The sequence below is a fragment of the Pigmentiphaga humi genome, from assembly GCF_900606115.1.
Lineage (GTDB): Bacteria > Pseudomonadota > Gammaproteobacteria > Burkholderiales > Burkholderiaceae_B > Pigmentiphaga > Pigmentiphaga humi.
Genome location: NZ_UWPJ01000030.1, coordinates 30,061 through 51,279, shown reverse-complemented (window position 1 = coordinate 51,279; position 21,219 = coordinate 30,061). Strand labels below are relative to the sequence as shown.

Below are 21,219 nucleotides of genomic sequence, written 5' to 3'. Positions count from 1 at the left end.
ACAACCAAGGAAGCAAGATGAACCTATTGCGCAAGCTGATGGCGGGCCTGGGCCTGGCCGCGCTGCTGGCCGCGGGCGGCTGCGGCGGCGGCACCAGCGCCGGCGACGATCTGGGCGGAGCCGGCAACGGCGGGGGCGGCGGAGGCGGCAACGGCTCCAGCGAGGTGACCACGGTGCTGCGCGCCAGCGTGGACGGCAAGGAGTTGTTCAACGGCAGCGTAGTCGAAGCCGGTTCGGCCATCGCGCTCGATGCCTCCGCCAGCACCGGTCCGGCGGGCGTGGCGCTGCGCTATTCCTGGACCATCGTCAAGCAGCCGGATTATTCCGCGGCCTCGGTCGCCAGCCCCGCGTCGGCGCAGACCAGCTTCGTGCCTGCGCTGGCAGGCCAGTACATCCTCGGCGTGACGGTCAGCGACGGCGTCGGCAGTGCTTCGCTGCAGCTGGAGTTCACGACGACCAGCGTATACCCCGTCGCGGCGGTGCAGCGGCGCGAGCGCGACGTGACGCTGGGCATGGTGCAGCTCGACGGCCGCGGCAGCCAGCCGCCCACCGGCGGCGACGCCTCCAAGCTGATCTACGCGTGGCGCCTGGTGTCGGTGCCTCCCGGCAGCGCGTTGACCGGGCTCGATCCCGCCGAGGCTACGCAGGCGCAGCCGCGCTTCACGGCCGACGTCGAAGGCCGCTACGAAGCCGAACTGAGCGTGAGCTACGAAGGCAGGAAAAGCCTGCAACCGGCGACGCTGACCCTGAACATCGTGAAGGCGCCCACCACGCCGCAGGCCATCATCAAGGCCGTGACGCCGGAGCCTTTCGTGCGCGGCAGGAAAGTGACGCTGAGCGCCGTCGACAGCAAGCCCGGCAGCCGCAGCACCGGCACCATGCAGTACCGCTGGACCATCGCGCAGGGCGGCCTGGCGCCGCTGCCGGAACTGACCGGCGCCAATGCCGCCGAGCTCAGCTTCGTGCCGGTGGCGGCGGACACCTACAACGTGACCCTGGCCGTGTTCGACGGCGTGCAGGTCGGGAGCGCCGATTTCCGCGTCGATGCGGCCATTCCCGATGGCGCTGCCAACACGCCGCCCGTGGCTATGTTCATGCACGCCTACAACCAGAATACTTTCGAAATCGAGAAGGGCGCCCGCACCGAGCTGTACGGCCGGGGCGCCAGCTACGACGTCGACCAGTCCCCCTATGCGGGCATGAATTACGAATACACGGTATTGGAAGAACCCGCGCCGGGGGCCGCGACACTGGAGCGGACCTCCATGCGCAACACCTTCTTCACCCCGCGCACTTTCGACGGCAGCGGCGCGGAAAAATACAAGTTCCAGCTGCGCGTGCAGGATCTTGCCGGCGCATGGTCCGAACCCGTCACGGCGACGTTCACCGTGCTCAACGGCGCCAACCGCACGCCGACCGCCGTGCCTGCGGTGTCTTCCGGCAGCGCCGCCGTCATGGCCGGCGCCGAAGTCGTCCTGACCGGCGCGGGCAGCAGCGATCCGGACAAGAACCGGCTTGCCTACACATGGCGCATGGTGGACAAGCCGGACGGCAGCACCGCCACGATCAAGAACGCCGATCAGGCGCAGGCTTCGTTCGTCACCGACAAGCCGGGGCCGTACAAGGTTGCGCTGGTCGTGACCGACAGCTGGGGGTCGAGCAGCGCGTCCGTCGCGCTCGCCGTGTTCGCCAAGAGCCAGAACAGCCCGCCAGAGGCCCGGCCCTACCAGGCGCTGCCGTACGACCGGGAGCAGCCCTTGCGGATCGCCCCGGTGCTCAAGAACGTGAACTTGTTCAACGCGCTGCCCATAGATATGTGGAACGGCTTCCAGTTCACCGCCAACGCCTTCGACCCGGACGGCGACCGGATCAACTACCTGTGGACGCTGACCGGGAAGCCCGACAACTACACCGGACACAAGCCCAGCGAAACGATCCAGTCGTGCTTCTCGGGAGGCCGCTACCTGCCGGGAGTGGACGTCCAGGAATGGTTCGACAGGCAAATGGCGGCCGAGGAGTGGGACTGCAGCGCGTTCAAGCTCGCGCCGTCCAAGACCGGCATCTACGATCTCTCGCTGCTGGTGACCGACGGCGCCGAGGTGGCCGGCCCCTTCCTGTTCAGCGTCCAGGCGGCCACGCGCGAGGACTACCCCACCGTGCTGCTGGAGGATCTCCATATCGGCCACTACTGGGACAATACCAAGCAGGGGCTGACGCTGAAGGAGGAGCCCGCCTGGAACGCCAATATCTCGGCGACCAAGCAACCCAACCAGCTGCTGTTCCCGGTGACCGCCGGGGTCGGGGACGGGATTCAAGGCCTGGGACTGGCGGCCAGGTTCGGTTTCAGCGGCGATTTCGTGGTCAAGACCATCCGTCTGACCGCGGGCGGCGATTACACCATTGCGGATCTGAAAGCCTACGACACCTACGGCGTCGAAAAACCCAAGTTCGCGGGGCTGAGCGACGGCCAGATCGTGCGCAAGGGCCAGGTTCTGGAGTTCCAGCTGGTATGGCCAATCGCCAACAACCCCGAGGTATGCGACGGCATGCAGATGGTCGGCAAGGACGGCCTGGTATGGTCGTTCAGGATCAAGGAACTGCCGAACTTCACGTTCGAGTGGAAGCCGCCGAGCAGTTCGGTCGCAGCTTGCTCGTGATGCCGTTCGCGGCGGCCCGGCATCCCGGCGGGATGCCGGCCTGATCCGGCGAGTGTGCCGCCCGCCCGGCGGTACACTCGCATGATGTCCACCTTCCCCATCGTCCGCTGGCTGCCGTGCCCCGCCCCGTACCACGAGACCTGGGAGGCCATGAAGGCCTTCACGGCTTCCCGCGCCGACGATACGCCCGACGAGATCTGGCTGGTCGAGCACGAGCCCGTCTTCACCCTGGGCCTGGCGGGCAAGACCGAACACGTGCTGGCGCCGCACGACGTGCCGCTGGTCAAGAGCGATCGCGGCGGCCAGGTGACCTACCACGGGCCGGGCCAGGTCGTGGCCTACGTCCTGCTGGACCTGCGCCGGGCCGGCTACTTCGTCAAGGAGTACGTGCAGCGCGTCGAGCAGGCGGTGATCGACCTGCTGGCCGGGCTGGGCCTGCCCGACGCCCGCCGCAAGCCGGCCGCGCCCGGTGTCTACGTCGATTGGCCGCGGCCCGGGTCCGGCGGCGCGTCCGCCCCGCCGGAGCTGGCCAAGATTTCCGCCCTGGGCATCAAGGTCCATCGCCACTGCACCTACCACGGGGTGGCCTTGAACGTGGACATGGACCTGACGCCGTTCGAATGGATCAATCCCTGCGGCTACGCCGGGCTGCGCACCGTCGACCTGGCGGCGTGCGGCGTGGCGATCGGGCTGGAGGAGGCCGGCGACCGGCTGGCGCAGTCGCTGGCAAGGGCGTTGACGGCCGCGCCGGCGGCAGGGGATTTGGCGGCTGGCGGGCCGGCGGCGGTAGAATAAGGGTCTTTACCAGTCTCCCAGCCTCAGCCCGGCTGCACCCCCGGCCCCGCTGAAGAGGAATGTTCGATGAGTTCTGTACCAGACACGTCCACCCTGGGCGGCCATGCCGACGTACCCGCGGCAGCGCCGGCCTACGACCCGCTGAAGAAGCAGAAGTCCGAATCCAAGGTCTCCCGCATCCCGGTCAAGGTCGTGCAGGTGGAACGGCTCAAGAAGCCGGAATGGATACGCGTGAAGGCCGCTTCGCCGAGTTCGCGCTTCTACGACATCAAGCGCATCCTGCGCGAGCACAATCTGCACACCGTGTGCGAGGAAGCCTCGTGTCCGAACATCGGCGAGTGCTTCGGCAAGGGCACCGCCACGTTCATGATCATGGGCGACAAGTGCACGCGCCGCTGCCCGTTCTGTGACGTGGGGCACGGCCGGCCCGATCCGCTGGATACCGACGAGCCCCTCAACCTGGCCCGCACCATCGCCGCGCTCAAGCTGAACTACGTGGTCATCACCTCGGTGGACCGCGACGACCTGCGCGACGGCGGCGCCGCGCACTTCGTCGAGTGCATCGCCAAGACCCGCGAGCTGTCGCCCTCGACCCGCATCGAGATCCTGGTGCCCGATTTCCGCGGTCGCCTCGACCGCGCTCTGGCCATCCTGAACGCCGGCCCGCCCGACGTCATGAACCACAACCTCGAAACCGTGCCGCGCCTCTACAAGCAGGCGCGCCCCGGCTCCAACTACGAGCACTCGCTCAAGCTGCTGGCCGAGTTCAAGGCGCTGCACCCCGACGTGCCCACCAAGTCCGGCCTGATGCTGGGCCTGGGCGAGACCGACGAGGAAATCCTCGAGGTCATGCGCGACATGCGCGTCCACAACGTCGACATGATCACCATCGGCCAGTACCTGCAGCCTTCCGAGCACCACCTGCCGGTGCTGCGCTACGTGCATCCCGACACCTTCGCGATGTTCGAGCGCGAGGCCTATGCCATGGGCTTCACGCATGCGGCGGTGGGCGCGATGGTGCGCTCCTCGTACCACGCCGACCAGCAGGCGCACGCGGCCGGCGTGGCCTGACCGCTATAGAATGGTCCTCCGAAAAGGAGGGCCGGGCGGCATGCTGGAACTACGCCATCTGCGGTATTTCATTGCGCTGGCGCGACAGCAGAATTTCACTCGCGCCGCCCGCGATCTGCACATCGCCCAACCGGCCCTGTCGATGCAGATCCGCCAGTTGGAGGAGCACCTGCGCACGACCCTGGTCGAGCGGGGCAAACGCAGCGTCCAGCTGACCGACGCCGGCAGGACCTTCCTGCGGCGCGCCGAAAAAGTGCTGAGCGAAATCAGGCTGGCCGAGGCCGAGATGCTCCACCTGAACAATTTCCAGGGCGGCCGCTTGCTGGTCGGCGCCTTGCCCTTGTTGGGCGAGTTCTTCTTCAAGGAAATCTTCCTCTCGTTCTCGAATACGTATCCCAACGTGGATTTTTCGTACATCGAGCAAAGCAACGAGAAACTCTGCGCCGCCTTGCACGAACGCGAGCTCGACGCCGCCTTCATCGACATCGCGCTTTGTCCGCCGGAAACGCTGCGGGGATTGACCGTGATCGAGCTGTTCCGTGCCGATGCGGTGGTGTTGATGGCGCCTGTGCATCGATTGGCCGGCCGTAAGGCCGTGGGTGCGCCGGACCTGGTCGGCGAGCGCCTGATCCGGTTTTCGGAAGGGTCGACCGTTCGCCATGCCGCCATGAAGGAGTTTTGCCGCGAGCGCGGCATCGACATTCCGGTTTCCTATCAGGCGGGGCAGATCCGGCTGGTCCGGCAACTGGTTGCCCAGGGCATGGGCGTGGCGGTGATGCCGAGCTGGATCGTCAGGACCGACGGGCCTCCGGTCGCCGCGGCGAAACTGGTCGCTCCCGCGACCGATTTCCGCGTCGCTATCGCCTGGGTCGAAACCAACATCGAACCTCGCACCTTGGCTTTCTCGGCATTGATGCAGGAACAAATCGTTCCCGCCGCCGCCGGCTTGCAGAGCGCCTGACCGGCTACTCCATCGCGCATTCGATAAGCCGTTCTTATCGATTCCAGATTCAATCCCTATTGGACGCGGCCGGCGGGCCGCCACATCATGCCCATGCAATCCGACGCGCCGTGTTGCGGCGGATCGGACCGATGCGCCAGGCAAGGGAGGATGGATGGACAACGGTAGAGCGAGCGCCGCAGGAGAAGACGCCGGCCTGATGATCCGGCTGTACCGGCTGATGGTGCGGACAAGGGAGTTCGAGACATTGTGCATCGGCCTCAAGGCGGCCGGCCGGATCGTGACCAACACCTATCCGTCGCTCGGGCAGGAGGCCATAGGCGCGGCCGCCGCGGCGCTCGGGCCCGACGATGTCGTCTTCCCTTCCTATCGGTCCCGGCCCGCTTTCTTCGGCAAAGGCATCACCGCGCGCGAGCATTTCCGCGAACTGGCCGGAGCGTCCGATTCGCTCTTGTCGGGAAGAGAGGTCTTTCACCATGTGTCGTGGCCGGCGCGAGGCGTCATGCCCGCCTCGTCGATGATCGGGGCATGGCTGCCGATGGCCGCCGGCTACGCGTTGGCGCAGCGGATGGACGGGGATGCGGGCGTGACCGCGTGCTTCATGGGAGACGGCACCTTCGGCGCCGGCGATTTCCACGAAGCGATGAATCTGGTGGGGCTTTGGCGCCTGCCTTTCGTGATGATCTGCGAGAACAACGGATACCAGGTGTCCCAGCCATGGTCGTCGATGCGCCGGCACCGTGGGATGGCTCCCTACTTCTCCAACTACGGGTTCGAGTGCCTGGACGTCGACGGCAACGATGCGCTGGCCGTGTACCAGGCGGCGGCGCATGCGCGGGCGCGCGCCTTGGCGGGCGAGCCGGTGCTGCTCGATTGCTTCACTTACCGGATGGGCAGCTACAGTACGCATTTCGCCGAGCCGCGCGAGGACATCGGCGATGAGCTCGCGTCCTGGGCGGCGAAGGACCCGATCGCGCGCCTGCGCCGGCATTGCGTCGCGCTGGGCTTGGCGGAGAGCGAGCTGGACGCCGTCGCCGAGCAGGAAGCCTCGGACATTCACGCCGCCTGGGAGGCAGCCGATGCACACTTATAAAGCCGCGATACGCCAGGCGTTGATAGACGCGATGGTGGCGAATCCCCGGACCATGATGACCGGCCAGGACATCGGCCGCTTCAGCGCGTCGGGCCTCAGCGCGGGATTGGTGGATAGGTTCGGCCCGCAGCGGATCCGCGACTGCCCGATCAGCGAGAGCGCGATGATCGGGATGGCGGTGGGCGCGGCCATGAAGGGCTGGACCTCCGTCGTGGAGCTGGCTTACGCGGACATTTCCGCGGTGGCTTTCGGTTCGATCGTCCATTCGGCCTGCAAGCTGCGTTTTTCGACGGCTGGCCAACTGGATTGCCCCGTGATCATCCATGCGCCGATCGGGCGCGGCTCGCGCCATGGGCCGATGGGGACGGAGATTACCGCCTCGTGGTATTGCAATGTGCCCGACCTGGCGATCTGCATGCCGGCTACGCCGGACGAGGCGTACTGGCAGCTTCGCGAGGCGTTCAATCGAAAGACGCCCACTCTGTATCTGCCCGATCGTTCCCTGTTCGATGCTTCCGGCGATATCGGCGACGGCAGCGGCGCAGGGCGGGCGAAGGTGGTGCATCCCGGGACGGATCTCAGCATCGTCGCGGCCGGCCGCGCGCTCGCCCTCGCGCGGGATGCCGCCGTTCAACTGCAGGCCGAAGGCGTGTCGGCCGAGGTGCTGAGCCTGGGGCACGTCAAGCCGTTCGACCATGAGGCCCTGGAGCGGAGCGCCCGGCGCACGCGGCGGATGCTGGTCGTCCAGGACGAACCCGGCTACGGCGGCTACGGCGCGATCGCGCTGGCCTCGCTCGCCCAGTTGCCGGCCGGCACGCTCGAGCGCGCCGCCCGTTTGCTGTGCCGGGAAGAGACCTTCTTGCCGCACTTGGGGGAAGAGGGGCCGTTGCCGACGGTGGCGCAGATCGCCGAGGAAGCCCGTAGCCTGGTCGCCGGCCCCGCATAAAGCGCGGGTTTCGGGGCTGCGTCGTTCGCCATACGAGCATCACCCACAACAAAAGGGGAGACACCATGATCCGCTTGGTTTCGATTCTTGCTTGCGCATGCGCCGCCGCGGCGCCGGCGGTACCCGGCCGGGCCGCCGCGCAGGACTACCCTGTACGTCCGATCCGCATCGTCATCGGCTACGCGCCCGGCGGGCTGGGTGACACCCTGGCGCGCGTGGTGGCCGACAAGCTCGGCGCCAGGCTGGGGCAGCCCGTGATCGTCGAGAACAAGCCGGGCGCAGGTGGAGTGATCGCCGCGGAATACGTGGCGCGCGCCGCGCCGGACGGCTATACCCTGCTGCAGGGGACTGCCGCCGAAATGACTTATGCCGCCAGCATGGTGGGCGCGAAGCTGGGCTACGACGCTACCCGCGATTTCGCGCCGATCTCAATGCTCAATGCCGCGCAGATGGTCCTCGTCGCCTCTCCGGCGCTGGGCGTGAAATCCGTCCCGGAACTGCGGCAGTACGCCGGGCGCCATTCGGGCAAGCTCAACTATGCTTCGTTCGGCGTCGGCAGTTCGGCGCATTTCGCGGCCGAGATATTCAAATCGCAAACGGGAATGGACATCACCCATATCCCCTTCAAGGGCAGCGAGCCGGCGGTACAGGAAGTCGCGGCGGGGCGCGTGCAATTGCTGTTCAACACGGTCGCGTCGTCCATTCCGTACATCCAGGCCGGCCGCCTGGTGCCGCTGGCGGTGACGGGACAAGCGCGGGCGGATGCGTTGCCCGAGGTTCCCACCTTTGGGCAGATCGGGTTGAGCGGGGTCGACCTGAGTCCATGGGCAGGGTTGTTCGCGCCGAAAGGAACACCGGCCGAAATCGTCCGGCGGCTCAACGGCGAAGTCCGCGCGGTCTTGACCTCGGCGGAGGTCGAAAGCCGCTTGACCGCGCTGGGCGCCGCCCCTCTTCCGAGTACGCCCGAAGCGTTGGGCGCGAGAGTGGCGCAGGAGACCGAGACCATCAAGGCGCTGGTGAAGAAGGCCAACTTGAAATTCGAATAATCGCGGAGGTAAATCGGGAACTGCCAATAATGGAAATTTATCGGTGATTCCCGATTTTTAGAATTATCGGTAATTGCCAATATTGAAAAAAAATCGGGGATCGCCTATAAAAATACCTTGTGCTGAAAAGCCAGAGGACATGGCATGGACTTCCCGATTGCGGTGAGCGGACAGTTGCGACAGCAGCTTCGCGCATTGCGGCGAATGCGCGGATGGACCCAGGCAGAGCTCGGGAAAATGCTGGGTGTGGGACAAGCGCGTATTGCCGAGATAGAAGCCAATCCGGGGTCGGTCAGCGTGGAGCAGTTGCTGCGCCTGTTGGCTGTACTGCAGACGCGCATGGTTCTTCAGACTCATGAGCACGCCTCGGCCACAAGTGGCGCAGACAGGGTATACGGCCGCAGTGCAACTGTCACACAAGGGGCTGCCCGCCAAAAAGGCAAGGTCGGTGAAGCGGAGCCCGCCATCAAGATCGAACGCAGGCAGGGGAGCTGGTAATGGCCGACCTGTGGGTCTGGATGAATGGCGAGCGCGTGGGGACCTGGTTTTTCAATCGCGGCCTGCATCGTTTTGCATATACCCGGGAATGGGCCGAATCCGCCCACGCGCGACCTATCTCCCTATCGCTGCCCATTACTGCGGAGCTGGAGCTGCAGGGTGAGCATGTCGAGAACTACTTCGACAACTTATTGCCGGACAGCAAGCTCATTCGCGAGCAGATCGCTGCGCGCTTTGCCGTTCGGGATCTCAGCCCTTTTTCATTGCTAGAGGCTGTGGGACGAGATTGCATAGGCGCAGTGCAATTGCTGCCGCCAGAGATTCCGCCCGATGGATACGACCAAATTCGCGGCGAACTACTCGACACGCCCGCCATCGCACAAGCGTTGCGCGATGTACCCGTGGCAGGAGTCGGGGCCCAGACGGATGTAGAGGTGTTCCGCCTGTCGTTGGCCGGAGCACAGGACAAAACGGCGCTTGCGCTCATTGGCGGCCGGTGGCATCGGCCCATTGGCGCGACTCCCAGTACGCACATTTTCAAACTGCCCATCGTGAACCGCCACCGTACGGTGCAATTGTTCGATACGGTAGCCAATGAATGGGTATGCGCACAGATACTGACGGCCCTCGGTTTGCCCACCGCTCGCGCTGAGATGGCGCAGTTCGAAGACCAGGAAGCACTGATCGTCGAACGTTTCGATCGGCAATGGGTCGATGGCGGCAGGTGGATCGCACGCCTGCCCCAGGAGGATTTGTGCCAGGCGTTGGGCGTTCCACCTGGGAGAAAATACGAGGCGCACGGGGGGCCCGGTGCGTCCGCGTGCCTGGACTTGCTGGCTGGCAGCGATGCGCCAGCGGATCCCCTGGCCTTTCAATTGGCGATGTTCGCTTATTGGCTGATGGCGGCTATCGATGGACACGCCAAGAATTTCTCGATCTTCCTGTATCCGGGCGGTCGCTTTGCGATGACTCCGCTCTACGACGTCATGTCGGTATGGCCCTATGTCGGAAACGGCATCGGACAATGGCGGATGAATAAGCTGCACATGGCCATGGCCGTGCGCGGTAAGAATCGTCACTACGCATTGGATAGGATCCGCCCTCGCTACTGGCGCAACTTGACCGGAAGCCACGGCGGGGAGGAAGTATGGCAGCAGATGATCTTGCTCGCCGAACGTGTCCCCGAAGCGCTCGATACTGTCGAAACCATCCTCGCACCGGATTTCCCCGAACGGATATGGATACCCATTGCCCGGGAAATGCGCGCGCAGGCGCAGCACTTCCTCGATGGGGTCGAGGCGGCTTAAGTCACTGGCAGCCATGTGCGTTGCCGCCGTAACTACAACTTCCTGCTGAAACTGGAGCCGGATGTGGTCTGGCGCCGGTAGAGATTGCATCCGCGCGGCTCGCTAGTGGCCAGACCCTCTCTTGTCGCATTGTCCTAATTTTGTTTCTTGGATTAGAATAGTTTTCTCTTCAAGAGAACGAAATTAGGAGGTCGCATGGCATTGGCGAATTTGCACAATTGGAACGACTTGCCTAGGGAGACCGTGCGCAAGGGCGTGGAGCGGGTCGGCTTCCGCGGCGACGACGTGATGTGCGTGATGAACTGGCTGACGCCGGGAATGGACACCAATCCCCACAGCCACACGTTCGAGCAGGTGGTGATCATCGTGCAGGGCCGGGTGCGTTTCCACCTGGGCGATGAGGTGGTCGAGGGCGGGCCGGGCAGCATGATCCGCATTCCGCCGCACGTGGTGCATTACGCGGAGCCGGTGGGCGACGAGGTGGTGTTGAATCTGGACGTGTTTGCGCCGCTGCGCGAGGACTACAAGCATCTGGTCGAGTACCAGAAGGCCGAGTTCGAGTGAATGCGCAGCAGCGACCGTCCGGGAGCGACCATGACCGCCATCAATAAAGTGTTCCGCGACAGGCTTCGCGCACGTGCGCAATTGGGCGGCACGTTCATCAAGACGCCCGCGTACCAGCACGTCGAGATCGCGGGCGGCGCCGGGCTGGATTTCGTCGTGCTCGATGCCGAGCATGCGGTATTCGATCCGGCCCAGCTCGACCAATGCGTGCTGGCCGCCTGTGCCGCGGGCACCGCCGCGGTGGTGCGCCTGCCCGATCCGGGCGCCTCCAGTGTCTTGCGCGTTCTGGACATGGGCGCCGCCGGGGTGCTGGTGCCGCACGTGACCGACGCCGATTGCGCCCGCGAGATCATCGCGCGGACGCGCTATGCCGGCGGCGTGCGCGGCTACAGCAACTCGCCGCGTTCGGGCGGGTACGGCGCATTGTCCATGGCCCGGCACATGCAGGAGGCCGATTCCGGCGTCAGTGTGCTGTGCCAGATCGAGGACAAGGCCGGCGTCGACAACATCGAGGCGATCGCCGCGGTGCCCGGCGTCGACTGCCTGTTCATCGGGCGGGCGGACCTGGCCGTGTCCTACGGCGTGGCGGAGCTCGATCATCCGCTGGTCGCGCAGGCGGTCGACAAGGTCGTCCGGGCCGGCGCGGCAGCCGGGGTCGCCGTGGGTATTTTCCTGCCGGACGCCGGCGCGCTCGATGCGTATGCCGCGCGTGGCGTCAGCCTGTTCGTCATCGGGTCCGACCAAAGCTGGCTGCGCGCCGCCGCCCTCGGCCTGAGCGGCCGCATGGCCTCGGCGCGGACGTGAGCGCGGGACTCTTCTTCATTTTTCAGGAATGCTAGCTATGAATACTTCTACCGTCGCAGCGGCGTCCGGCACCGACCTGGACCCGGTGGTCGAGAGCCTCGTGAAGGGCGCCATCGACCTGCACTGCCACAGCGGCCCCTCGGTGATGGCCCGCTATCTGGATCACCTGGAAGCGATGCGGGAGGCCTCCGAGGCAGGCCTGAAGGCCGTGCTGCTCAAAGACCACTACTATTCGGCCACGCCGGTCACCTACCTGCTGAACAAGCACTTCAGCAACCTGGGCGTGCTGATGCTGTCGGGCGTGCCGCTGAACAACTCGGTGGGCGGGCTCAACGTGCACGCGGTCGAGCATGGCATCAAGCTGGGCGCGCGCCTGGTGTGGATGCCGACCTTCTCGTCGGCCAACCACATCGACCACCACAAGCAGGATCACAAGTTCACCGAGAAATTCCCGCAGACCAAGAAGAAGATGATCGATCCGGTGCCGCTGACGGTGCTGGACGCCAACGGCAGGCTCAAGGAGGAAGTGAAGGACATCCTCGACCTGATCGCCGAGGCCGACGTTGTGCTGTCGGGAGGCCACCTGCACATCTCGGAAATGTGGCCGCTCTTCGAGGAAGCGCGCAAGCGCGGCGTCAAGCGCCTGCTGGTCAACCATCCCACCTACGTGGTGGACGCCACGCTGGACGACATGAAGGTGCTCGCGCGCGACGGGGTCTACATGGAGCATTCGATGTGCATGTGGGTGCCCGGCTCCAAGTTCAAGTTCTACGAACCGGAGTTCCTGCGCCAGATCATCGAGGCCGGCACGGTCGACCGGACCATCCTGGGCTCGGACCTCGGCCAGCAGGGCAATCCGCGCATCGTGGACGGTTTCCGCCATGTGATCCGTACCTGTCTCGATCTGGGATACAGCGAGGAGGAAGTTCGTAAAATGACTTCCACCAACGCATCCGCCCTGATGGGTATCTGAGGAGAGGTATGAGGACCAGCGCCGCAAAGCAGCCGAAGACGGAACCGGAAGTGCCGGCGGCTTCGACCAAGACCGGACCCGCCATGCTGGAGTCGGTGGCCATCGTGTTCACGATACTCGATCAACTGGCGGCGGCCCGGCGGCCGCTGGGCGTGACCGAACTGGCGCTGGCCATCGACGAGCCCAAGCCGCGCGTCTACCGGCACCTGGCTTCCTTGCGGCAGATCGGCATCGTCGAGCAGGATCCCATCAGCGAGAAATACCGGCTGGGCGCCAAGCTGGTGTCCTACGGAACCGCCGCGGGGGAACAGTTCGACCTGCGGCTGATCGCCGATCCCTACCTTACGCAGCTGCGCGACCTGACCAGCCAGACGGCATTGCTGTCCGCGGTCACCGAAGATTCCGCGCTGGTCATCTCGTCGGTGGAGTCGACCAACCAGGTCTGCATCACCGTCAAGCCCGGCAACCGCGTCCCGCATCATTGTTCGGCCCAGGGCCGGATCGTGCTGGCCTATTGCGATCCCGCCCTGCAGCGCAAGATCCTCAGGCGCGGGCTGCAGGCCTACACCGAGCGTTCCATGGTCGATCCGGCGCGGATCCTGACGCGGCTCGAGCAAATCCGCGAGCGCCTGTACGAGGAAGCCAACGGCGAGGTCCTCGACGGCATCAACGTGCTGGCCGCGCCGATATTCCGGGGCACGGAGAAAGGCGACGAGCTGGTGGGCAGCATAGGCGTGATCGGCGCGAGCAAGGACGTGCCCGCGCCGCCGCTGCCCGCGATGGTGGAGCAGGTGCAGCAGGCGGCGGCGGCCCTTACCGAACGCATGAACGGCGTTTCCTACAAGCATCTGGGTCTGGCCGGCGCCGGCAAGAAATAAGCCGCGCCGGGAAGACCCGCCGCAATCGAAAGAGAGTTTCCATGTCCAGACTTGAAGTGGCGGTGGGTTCGCTGCGCCTGAAGAATCCCGTGATCTGCGGATCGGGCGAACACACCATGACGGCCGACGCCATCCGCGCGGCCCTGCGCACCGGAGCGGGTGCCGTGGTGGCCAAGTCCGTCAACGAATCGGCGGCGGCCAAGCAGCAGCTGGACCGCACCGACTACGCGCTGCTGGGCAGCGATTGGCAGCGGCAGCCGTGGAATTTCGCGCCGCCTGCCGATGCGCAGCTGCTGTGCCGTTCGGGCCTGATCCAGCTGGAGTTCGAGACCTGGATGGAGCAACTGGTCGTGCTCGATCGCGAGGCCGCGGCGCAGGGTTCGTACGTCATTCCGAGCCTGATCCTGAGCGATCTCGACCAGTGCGCGCGCTATGCGCGGGCCATCGAGCAAATGGGCCTGCGGGTGCTGGAAGTGAACATCGGTGCGCCGCACGGCGAGGAAGCCGCGCGCGGCGCCATCGTGCTCGAACGCAGCAGCGACCGCATCGCCACCATCGTGAGCACGCTGCGCGCGGCGACGCGGCTGCCGCTGTGGATCAAGCTGACCGGACAGAGCGAGGACGTCGCGGCCCTGGCCGACGCCGCCAAGCAGGCCGGCGCGGACGCGGTCGTGATGATGGGCCGTTTCATGGGCTTCCTGCCCGACCTCGATACGGAGGCGCCCATGCTGGGCACGTCCGCGGCGCTGGGGGGCGGCTGGGCATTGCCGTTGACGGCGCGCTGGCTGGCCCTGAGCCGCAAGCGCCTGGGCCGCGACTACCCGCTGCTGGCGACCAACGGCGCACGCAACGGGCGCGACGTGGCCCGCTTCCTGTTGGCCGGCGCCAGCGCCACCGAAATGACCTCGGCCGTGTTCACCGGCGGGTACGAGGTGCTGGCGCGCAGCGTGCGCGAGCTGGACGAATACCTGCAGAGCCGTGGCAAGACCGCCGCCCAATTGCTGGGCGTCGCGGCCGACCGGCTGGAATCCTACGCCGACCAGGCTTCCCGGCCCGGATACTGGCAGACCTTCGCGCCGCCCGCCGCATCCTGAGCCACGCCCGCCCGGACGCGCGCCGCTGCGCCTGCGGCGATTCCACCGCAGCGGCGCGCAATAGGCTCGCGGAGCCGGTCTTTATCCTCCGTTCCCCCCGCGGTTGCCGCCATGCGAGCATGGGCGCGGCATGGCTCGGTGCGCAATGCGCATCGGGCCGCCGCGTGAAAACGCACCGTCGAGTCATGTTTTTGTGTTTCTTTCAAAAATACTTTGTTCTTTCCAAAGATAAAGATTACACTGGACTCATCGGTGGAAAAACCGTTTGCCTCGATCAAGAAAACAGTGATTTTTCGACAACGATACCGAGACACGACAGCCTGAACTGAAGACGGACCGAGCGGATTCTTCCGCTGCCGCCCGGAAAGCCGCCGGCATCCGGGCAGTCTGGAAACAGCCGGCGATTCCCATCATTCCAAGCGCAGGACGCGCATGCCGCACAGGCAGGGTCGCGCTCATGCCCAAACAAAGGAGAAACAGCATGTCCTCGTGGTCCTTCCCCATCGCCGCATTGCGCCGCGGCGCCGTCGCCCTGGCCTGCATGGCCGCCTGTGGCGCGGCGGCGGCGCAGACCTATCCGACCAAGCCCATCCGGCTGCTGGTCCCGTTCGCGCCGGGGGGCGCGGTCGACATCATCGGCCGCCTGATGGCGCAGTCGATCAACGAGAGCCTGGGCCAGGCGGTGGTGGTCGAGAACCGTCCCGGCGCGGGCGGGCTGCTGGCGATGGAAGAAGCGGCCAAGGCGGCTCCCGACGGCTATACCCTGGCGGTCGGCGCCGCCGGGCCGCTCACGGTGAGCCCGTCCCTGTTCAAGGAGCGCGGGTTCGATCCGCTGGCGAAGCTGGAGCCGGTGATCTGGTATGCGAGCACGCCGGGCATCCTGGTGGTCAACCCGGCGCTCAAGGCGAACACGGTGTCCGAGCTGGTGGCTTTGTCGAAGTCCGGCTCACGTCCGCTGGCGATGGGCTCGGCCGGCAGCGGCAGCATCAACCATCTGATGGGGGAATATTTCCAGCAGGCCACGGGCGTTACGTGGATGCACGTGCCGTACAAGGGTAGCGCTCCGGCGCTGACCGATCTGGTCGGCGGCAACGTGCAGGTGATGATGGACATCGTCCCGACCGCGACGCCGCTGGTGAAGGCCGGCAAGCTGCGCGCCCTGGCGGTGACCACGCCGAAGCGCTCCAACATGCTGCCGTCGGTGCCCACGGTCGCCGAGCTGGGCTATCCCGGTTTCGACGCGAGTTCGTGGATTTCGCTGAACGCGCCGCACGGCACGCCGGCCTCGATCATCCAGACGCTGAACCGCGCGCTGAACGACGGACTGGCCAAAGAGGATGTGCGCCGGCGCATTACCGACATCGGCGCCGAGCCGGAAGGCGGCACGCCGCAGAAGGTCGCGGACCGCCTGCGGCTGGACCTGCCGCGCTGGGCCAAGCTGCTCGAGCAGGCAGGCGTCACGGTGCAGTAATCGGCCGCGCGGCGCCGGCGGCTCAGTCGTAGCGGGTCGCCGTCCACGCGCCGCCGTCGGCGGCATCGGCCTGCATCGTGCGTCCCTGCACTTGTCCCGAGAAGCTGCGCACGCCGCTCGCGGTGTGCAGGTCGAAGCGGATGCGCGAGCCTTCCAGCGTGGCGTTCATCAGCGGGATGGAGTGCTCGCCGGGGAAGATGGCGATGCCCTGGATGCGCTGGAACTGCTGCCACATCCGCAGCACGATGGGTTCGCCGCCGGCGCTGTTCAGGCTCCACAGGCCGGTGACCTTCGCCGGGACGATCCACAGGAAGATGTCGCGGCTATCGACGACGTCGTGGCGGTCCGGCGTCCAGTCTTCCATGTGGAAGGCGTGGGAGACGATGCGCGTGCCGGGTTTCAGGTCCAGCAGCCGGGGGCGCAGCCGCATGTTGATTTCCGGGAACAGGTACATGGTTATGACCTGGGCGCGCGAAAGGTCGGTGTCGAACAGGTCTTGCTGCCGAAAGGCGACGCGGTCCTGTACGCCCGCCTGTTGCGCGTAGGCCTTGGCCTCGGTGACGCGCGCCGGGTCGATGTCCACCCCCAGCGCCTGCGCGCCGCGGGTGCCCACCGCGGCAATGGGGATGCGGCCGTCGCCGGAGCCCAGATCGATCAGGTAATCGCCCGCCTTGACGTCGCCCATGTCCAGCATGCGCTGGACGATGGCGGACGGGGTCGTGATGAACGGCACGTCCAGCGGGCGCCGCTCCGTGGCGTGCAGCGGCGCGAACAGGTTGGCCGCAATTAGCGCGGCGGGGAAGATCCAGCTCAGGCGGCGTGACATCATCGCTCCATGGATGGGGTGGAGCCGAGAGCATAACAAGGCGGAGCGCAGCCGCGACAGAAACACCGCGCCACTACTCGAAACAACCCTTTCCTCCGCCTATCCCTCCAGCCCCACGCTTCCTTTCAAGGCCGAACGCGTGCCCGGCAGGGGGCGGTTGCTGCGCGCGTGGTACGTGAACACGGCCGAGAACTTGACCTCGTCGGTGGCGTTGCGGTCGGCGGCATGCAAGGTATTGCAGTGGAAGAACATGACGTCGCCCGCATGCAGCTCCGGCACGATGGCGCGGTCTATCCAGGAACGGTTGGCCGGCAGGTCGTCGCGGAAGAATTTCTTCGCGTCGAAGCGCGAGGCGTCGAACTGTTCGAGGTGCGAACCCGGCACCAGGTGCAGCGCGCCATTGCGGTCGTACTCATCGCCCAGCGCCAGCCAGATCGAGACCATGTCGTCGCGCTCGAACGACCAGTAGCGGAAGTCGCGGTGCCAGCCGGTCAGCGTGCCGTAGCGCGGGTGCTTGGTCATGATGCAGTTGTGGTGCGCCAGCGAGAGCCGGGCGGGCTCGCCGAAGTAGGCGGCCATCCAGTCGCGGATGGGCGCACAGGTGGCGTACTGGCGGTAGGCCTCGTCGCGCGACCAGGCGTCGAGCAGCCGCCGCACCGTCCGGCCGCCTTCGGCCTCGCGCGAGGGGGGGGCGCCGGGGTAGCCGAGGTCGGCCTCGTACTCGATGGGCTCGATGTGCGCGTTGAGCTGGGCGCGCGCGGTCTGGAGCAGGGCCGCGCAGGCGGGCGCATCGAGGAAGTCGCGCACCACCACCAGGCCGTCGCGGCGCAGGGCCGCGATCTGTTCGTCGCGAGACTGGCTAGCCATGTCGCAAATGTTCAGTGGGCCGCGGCGGCCTGCCGGGCCAGCACCCGCTGCGGCGAGCGCTCGGGATGGGCCATGGCCGACACGGGCAGCAGGTAAGTCTGTTCCAGCATGAACTGGCCCGTCATGGCCGCATGCGGGGTCTGGTCGGAAAAGCAGATCCAGGTGCTGCCGGGCGGGAACTCGATGCTTTCCTGTTCGCCGTCGCGCTGGTAGCCGGCATCCGCTTTCATGCGGTCGTGCAATTGCAGCATGAAATGGTCGTAGGCGCTGCGGCGGCTCTTGGTGATGTGCAGCTTGTCCAGCAGCCAGGCCACGCCCGGGCGGTAGGGCGGCAGCTGCGGCAGGTAGCGCGCGGCCAGCGTGTCGAACGATTCGCCGACGCGCCACCGGCGCGTGTCGCCGTGCGGGTTGATGTTGTTGAACACGCGCACGATGCGCTGATCGCCCACCGGGCGCGACGGAAAAGCATCCACGTGCAGCCGGGTGTCGTCCTTGCGCCAGGACATCTTCCAGGTGCCGATGCGATGCAGCCGCAGGCTGGTGGTGGGCGCGTGCAGGCGGCCGGCGTATTCGGGCAGCAACTGCTCCAAGAAGCCGCGCGTGGTCTCGTAGTAGCGGCGCACCAGCGCGCCGATGGCGTCGCGCCGCTGGTCTTCCACCGCAACGCCGGTCAGCTTGCCGGTGGTGGCATTCAGGCTGATGTTCTTGCGCTTGGGATCGACCAGCGCGGGGTCGAGCAGCCGGATTTCCGCCGCGCTCAGATCGAAGCGCAGGTGCGGGAAATACAGCACCTTGCCTTCTTCGAGCTCGGCGATGGCCGAGGCTGGGCCGGGCAGCGCCGGGGCGGCGTGCCAGTCCTGGTGGTCGATGGAGACGATGCGGGTCGTGGCGGTCATGGCAGGGCGCTCAGCCGGCGAGCGCTTTCTCGATGGTGGCGTGGAACTCGGCGACATTCGGTTCGCCCAGGTAACGCTTCACGATACGCCCTTGCTTGTCGATCAGGAAGGAGGTCGGGGTCAGCTTGACGTCGTCGAAGCTGCGGGCGATGGCGCCCATGGGGTCGAGCGCGACGATGAAGGGCAGGTCGCGCGTCTGCGCGAAGTTCAGCACGTAATTGGGCGGATCGTAGCTCATGGCCACGGCGATCATCTCGTAGCCCTGCGGCGCGTACTTCTTGTAGGTCTCGACCATCATCGGCATTTCCTGCACGCAGGTGACGCAGCTGGTGGCCCAGAAGTTGACCAGCACGACCTTGCCGCGCAGGCTGGACGCGTCGATCTTCTCGCCTTGGATGGAGGTGAAGGTGGTGTCGGGCATGGTCGCCGAGGGCGCGAGCGCGAACCATGCGCCGGCTGCCGCCAGCAGGGCCGCGGCAAGCACCGCGGCGAGCCTGGCGGCGCCGCGCTGGGCGCGGTGCGGGGGCAAAACGGCTGGGCGCATGCGAATCTCCGGTCTGGCGGGCTCAGCGCGCCCCGGACTGGCCGGCCGGGGCGGACTGGTTCTCTTCGGCCTTCACCCTGGACAGATCCTGCAGTTCTTCCTCGGTGATGTAGTCGAAGACCTTGACGACCTTCTTGACGCCGGTCACGCCCGCGGCGATCTCGGCGCCGCGCTTGCCTTCGCGCTCGGTGACCCGGCCCATCAGGTAGGCCGTGCCGTTCTCTACGACGATGCGGAAGGAGTTGGCGAACAAGTCCTTGGCGTCGACCAGCGAGGCCTTGATCTTGCCTTCGATGAAGACGTCGTTGGAGCGGGTCGCCAGCGAAGTGGGCAGGCCGACCTGCAGTTCATTGACAACGGAGAGGATGTTCTCGACCCCGCGCGCCTGCGTTTCGGCATCGGCCTTGGCGGTTTCGGTGGGAACTTCGCCGGTCAGCAGCACTTTGCGGTTGTAGACGTTCGTGCTGATGTGGCCCTTGTCGCCATAGCGGCCGGACAGGCGGTTGCCGACCTTGAGCTCGATGTTCTTGTCTTCGACCTGGATGCCGACGGTGCGGCGGTCGGTGGCGGCCATGGTGCCCACGTAGGCGCCGCCCAGCATGATGGGCGCGCAGGCCGACACGGCCCAGGCCGAGCTGGCCACCAGCGCGGCGAGTATCCAGGGACGTACCGATTTGACCGGTTTGCCAAGCATCAGAGATCTCCAAGCAATTGAGCGTCGATGCCGTCGCACATGGCGTGCAGCAGCAGGATGTGGACTTCCTGGATGCGCAGCGTGCGGTCGTGCGGCACGCACAGATGCACGTCGTCCTCGGTCAGCATCTGGCCGATCTTGCCGCCCCCCTTGCCGGTCAGCGCGATGACGCGGACTTCGCGCGAATGGGCGGCTTCGATGGCTTCGATCACGTTGACCGAGTTGCCGCTGGTGGAGATGGCCACCAGTACGTCGCCGGGCTGGCCCAGGGCGTTGACCTGCTGCGAGAACACGCGGTCGTAGCCGAAATCGTTGCCGACCGCGGTCAGGATGGAAGTATCGGTGTTCAGGGCGATGGCCGCCAGCGGCAGGCGCTCGCGCTCGAAGCGGCCGACCAGCTCGGCGGCGAAATGCTGCGCGTCGGCTGCCGAGCCGCCGTTGCCGCAGGCCAGGATCTTGCCGTTGTTGGTCAGCGAGAACACCAGCGCGTCCACCGCCGCGGCGGTGGGGGCGGACAGGGTGTCCTGGCAATGCTCGAACAGCGCGACGGCGTCGCGGAAATGGTTGGAAATGCGGGCGATAAGGTCCATGCCGGAATTATCTCATGCGTACGCTGCGGTGGGCTTGCGGGGGATGGGCAGGCGTGCCTGGGGCGACGGCCGGGCCTGTCCGATCCGGGGTTCGATCCGTTTTCGCAATGATAGTTTCCTTGGCGGGCGTTTTGGAGCGCCGGCGCACGGCGCTCAGGCGAGCGTTGCATCGAAGGCATGCCGGATCCAGCGCGGCGGGCCGGCGGCTTCGAAGGCCAGCACGTCGAACCGGCACGGCGGCAGCGGGCCGCGCCAGCGGGTGTGCAGGAAGTGGCGCGCCGCCAGGGCCAGCCGGCGCTGCTTGGCCGGGGTGACGCTGGCTGCCGCGCCGCCGTAGCGCGCCGCCGTGCGGGCCCGGACCTCGACGAAGACCAGGACCGCGCCGTCCTGCATGATCAGGTCGATCTCGCCGGCCCGGCAACTGGCGTTGCGGGCGACCAGGCGCAGCCCGGCCGCCCGGAGCCAGGCCAGGGCCCGGTCTTCGGCCCGGTCGCCGGCCTGCTGGGCGGGCGACCGGGCGGCGGGCGGAGCCGCGCCGGAAGGGCGGGCCGCCGCGCGCCGGCGGCGCTTGCGCACGGCGCGGCGCTGGGCGGCATGCGCCAGCGCGTGGGCCGGATCGGGGGACGTCATGCGCGGCCTCGCGT

General features: G+C 66.6%; 22 protein-coding genes. 15 read left to right on the top strand and 7 right to left on the bottom strand.

Features of this window, described 5'->3' with window-relative positions; all coding sequences use genetic code 11:
• The first annotated feature begins 17 nt into the window (after positions 1-17).
• The 15 genes from PIGHUM_RS19640 (at position 18) to PIGHUM_RS19570 (ending at position 16,158) form a co-directional block, all read left to right on the top strand.
• Positions 18-2,657 carry a PKD domain-containing protein gene (locus PIGHUM_RS19640; RefSeq protein WP_124081418.1) on the top strand — a complete coding sequence of 880 codons (2,640 nt, stop codon included), beginning with the start codon at positions 18-20 and terminating at the stop codon, positions 2,655-2,657.
• Positions 2,658-2,756: 99 nt separating this feature from the next.
• Complete coding sequence (gene lipB / locus PIGHUM_RS19635; RefSeq protein ID WP_124081429.1) at positions 2,757-3,452, top strand: lipoyl(octanoyl) transferase LipB; 696 nt, start codon at positions 2,757-2,759, stop codon at positions 3,450-3,452.
• A 66-nt stretch (positions 3,453-3,518) separates the two neighbouring features.
• A complete protein-coding gene (lipA, locus tag PIGHUM_RS19630) occupies positions 3,519-4,523 on the top strand; it encodes a lipoyl synthase (RefSeq protein WP_124081417.1) in 1,005 nt (334 codons plus the stop codon).
• Positions 4,524-4,563: 40 nt separating this feature from the next.
• Entirely contained in the window at positions 4,564-5,484 is a 921-nt protein-coding gene (locus PIGHUM_RS19625; protein ID WP_160142361.1) for a LysR family transcriptional regulator, read from the top strand.
• A 154-nt stretch (positions 5,485-5,638) separates the two neighbouring features.
• Positions 5,639-6,577: a thiamine pyrophosphate-dependent dehydrogenase E1 component subunit alpha gene (locus tag PIGHUM_RS19620; RefSeq protein WP_124081415.1), complete on the top strand. Its 939-nt coding sequence runs from the start codon at positions 5,639-5,641 to the stop codon at positions 6,575-6,577.
• A gap of 52 nt (positions 6,578-6,629) precedes the next feature.
• Positions 6,630-7,523, top strand: a complete 894-nt coding sequence (locus tag PIGHUM_RS19615) for a transketolase C-terminal domain-containing protein (RefSeq protein WP_246013356.1) — start codon at positions 6,630-6,632, stop codon at positions 7,521-7,523.
• Between the two features lie 65 nt (positions 7,524-7,588).
• A complete protein-coding gene (locus PIGHUM_RS19610) occupies positions 7,589-8,569 on the top strand; it encodes a Bug family tripartite tricarboxylate transporter substrate binding protein (protein ID WP_124081413.1) in 981 nt (326 codons plus the stop codon).
• 144 nt (positions 8,570-8,713) lie between these two features.
• Positions 8,714-9,067, top strand: a complete 354-nt coding sequence (locus tag PIGHUM_RS19605) for a helix-turn-helix domain-containing protein (protein ID WP_124081412.1) — start codon at positions 8,714-8,716, stop codon at positions 9,065-9,067.
• Positions 9,067-10,374, top strand: a complete 1,308-nt coding sequence (locus PIGHUM_RS19600; RefSeq protein WP_124081411.1) for a type II toxin-antitoxin system HipA family toxin — start codon at positions 9,067-9,069, stop codon at positions 10,372-10,374. The genes PIGHUM_RS19605 and PIGHUM_RS19600 overlap by 1 nt, the downstream gene beginning before the upstream one ends.
• A 195-nt stretch (positions 10,375-10,569) precedes the next feature.
• A complete protein-coding gene (locus PIGHUM_RS19595) occupies positions 10,570-10,938 on the top strand; it encodes a cupin domain-containing protein (RefSeq protein WP_124081410.1) in 369 nt (122 codons plus the stop codon).
• Positions 10,939-10,968: 30 nt separating this feature from the next.
• Positions 10,969-11,742, top strand: coding sequence for an HpcH/HpaI aldolase family protein (locus tag PIGHUM_RS19590; RefSeq protein ID WP_246013354.1), 774 nt, complete (start codon positions 10,969-10,971; stop codon positions 11,740-11,742).
• A 37-nt stretch (positions 11,743-11,779) separates the two neighbouring features.
• Positions 11,780-12,715, top strand: a complete 936-nt coding sequence (locus PIGHUM_RS19585) for a DUF6282 family protein (protein WP_124081408.1) — start codon at positions 11,780-11,782, stop codon at positions 12,713-12,715.
• Positions 12,716-12,723: 8 nt separating this feature from the next.
• Positions 12,724-13,593, top strand: a complete 870-nt coding sequence (locus PIGHUM_RS19580) for an IclR family transcriptional regulator (protein WP_124081407.1) — start codon at positions 12,724-12,726, stop codon at positions 13,591-13,593.
• 41 nt (positions 13,594-13,634) lie between these two features.
• Positions 13,635-14,687 (top strand): tRNA-dihydrouridine synthase, encoded by a 1,053-nt coding sequence (locus PIGHUM_RS19575; RefSeq protein WP_124081406.1) that lies wholly within the window; start codon positions 13,635-13,637, stop codon positions 14,685-14,687.
• 481 nt (positions 14,688-15,168) lie between these two features.
• Positions 15,169-16,158, top strand: a complete 990-nt coding sequence (locus PIGHUM_RS19570) for a Bug family tripartite tricarboxylate transporter substrate binding protein (protein WP_160142360.1) — start codon at positions 15,169-15,171, stop codon at positions 16,156-16,158.
• A 22-nt stretch (positions 16,159-16,180) separates the two neighbouring features.
• Here PIGHUM_RS19570 and PIGHUM_RS19565 read toward each other — a convergent pair whose 3' ends face one another.
• The 7 genes from PIGHUM_RS19565 to PIGHUM_RS19535 form a co-directional block, all read right to left on the bottom strand.
• A complete protein-coding gene (locus tag PIGHUM_RS19565) occupies positions 16,181-16,987 on the bottom strand; it encodes an SAM-dependent methyltransferase (RefSeq protein WP_124081404.1) in 807 nt (268 codons plus the stop codon).
• Between the two features lie 96 nt (positions 16,988-17,083).
• Positions 17,084-17,851 carry a phytanoyl-CoA dioxygenase family protein gene (locus PIGHUM_RS19560; RefSeq protein ID WP_124081403.1) on the bottom strand — a complete coding sequence of 256 codons (768 nt, stop codon included), beginning with the start codon at positions 17,849-17,851 and terminating at the stop codon, positions 17,084-17,086.
• Between the two features lie 11 nt (positions 17,852-17,862).
• Positions 17,863-18,747, bottom strand: a complete 885-nt coding sequence (kdoO, locus tag PIGHUM_RS19555; RefSeq protein WP_124081402.1) for a Kdo hydroxylase KdoO — start codon at positions 18,745-18,747, stop codon at positions 17,863-17,865.
• 10 nt (positions 18,748-18,757) lie between these two features.
• On the bottom strand, positions 18,758-19,291 hold the full coding sequence (locus PIGHUM_RS19550) for a TlpA disulfide reductase family protein (RefSeq protein ID WP_124081401.1): 534 nt from the start codon (positions 19,289-19,291) through the stop codon (positions 18,758-18,760).
• Positions 19,292-19,313: 22 nt separating this feature from the next.
• Positions 19,314-19,985: a BON domain-containing protein gene (locus tag PIGHUM_RS19545; protein WP_124081400.1), complete on the bottom strand. Its 672-nt coding sequence runs from the start codon at positions 19,983-19,985 to the stop codon at positions 19,314-19,316.
• Positions 19,985-20,575, bottom strand: a complete 591-nt coding sequence (locus PIGHUM_RS19540; RefSeq protein ID WP_124081399.1) for a phosphoheptose isomerase — start codon at positions 20,573-20,575, stop codon at positions 19,985-19,987. Before PIGHUM_RS19540 ends, PIGHUM_RS19545 begins: the two co-directional genes overlap by 1 nt.
• Before the next feature lie 153 nt (positions 20,576-20,728).
• The gene (locus PIGHUM_RS19535) at positions 20,729-21,205 is read right to left on the bottom strand and encodes a YraN family protein (RefSeq protein WP_124081398.1); all 477 of its coding nucleotides are present in this window, start codon (positions 21,203-21,205) and stop codon (positions 20,729-20,731) included.
• Positions 21,206-21,219 lie beyond the last annotated feature (14 nt).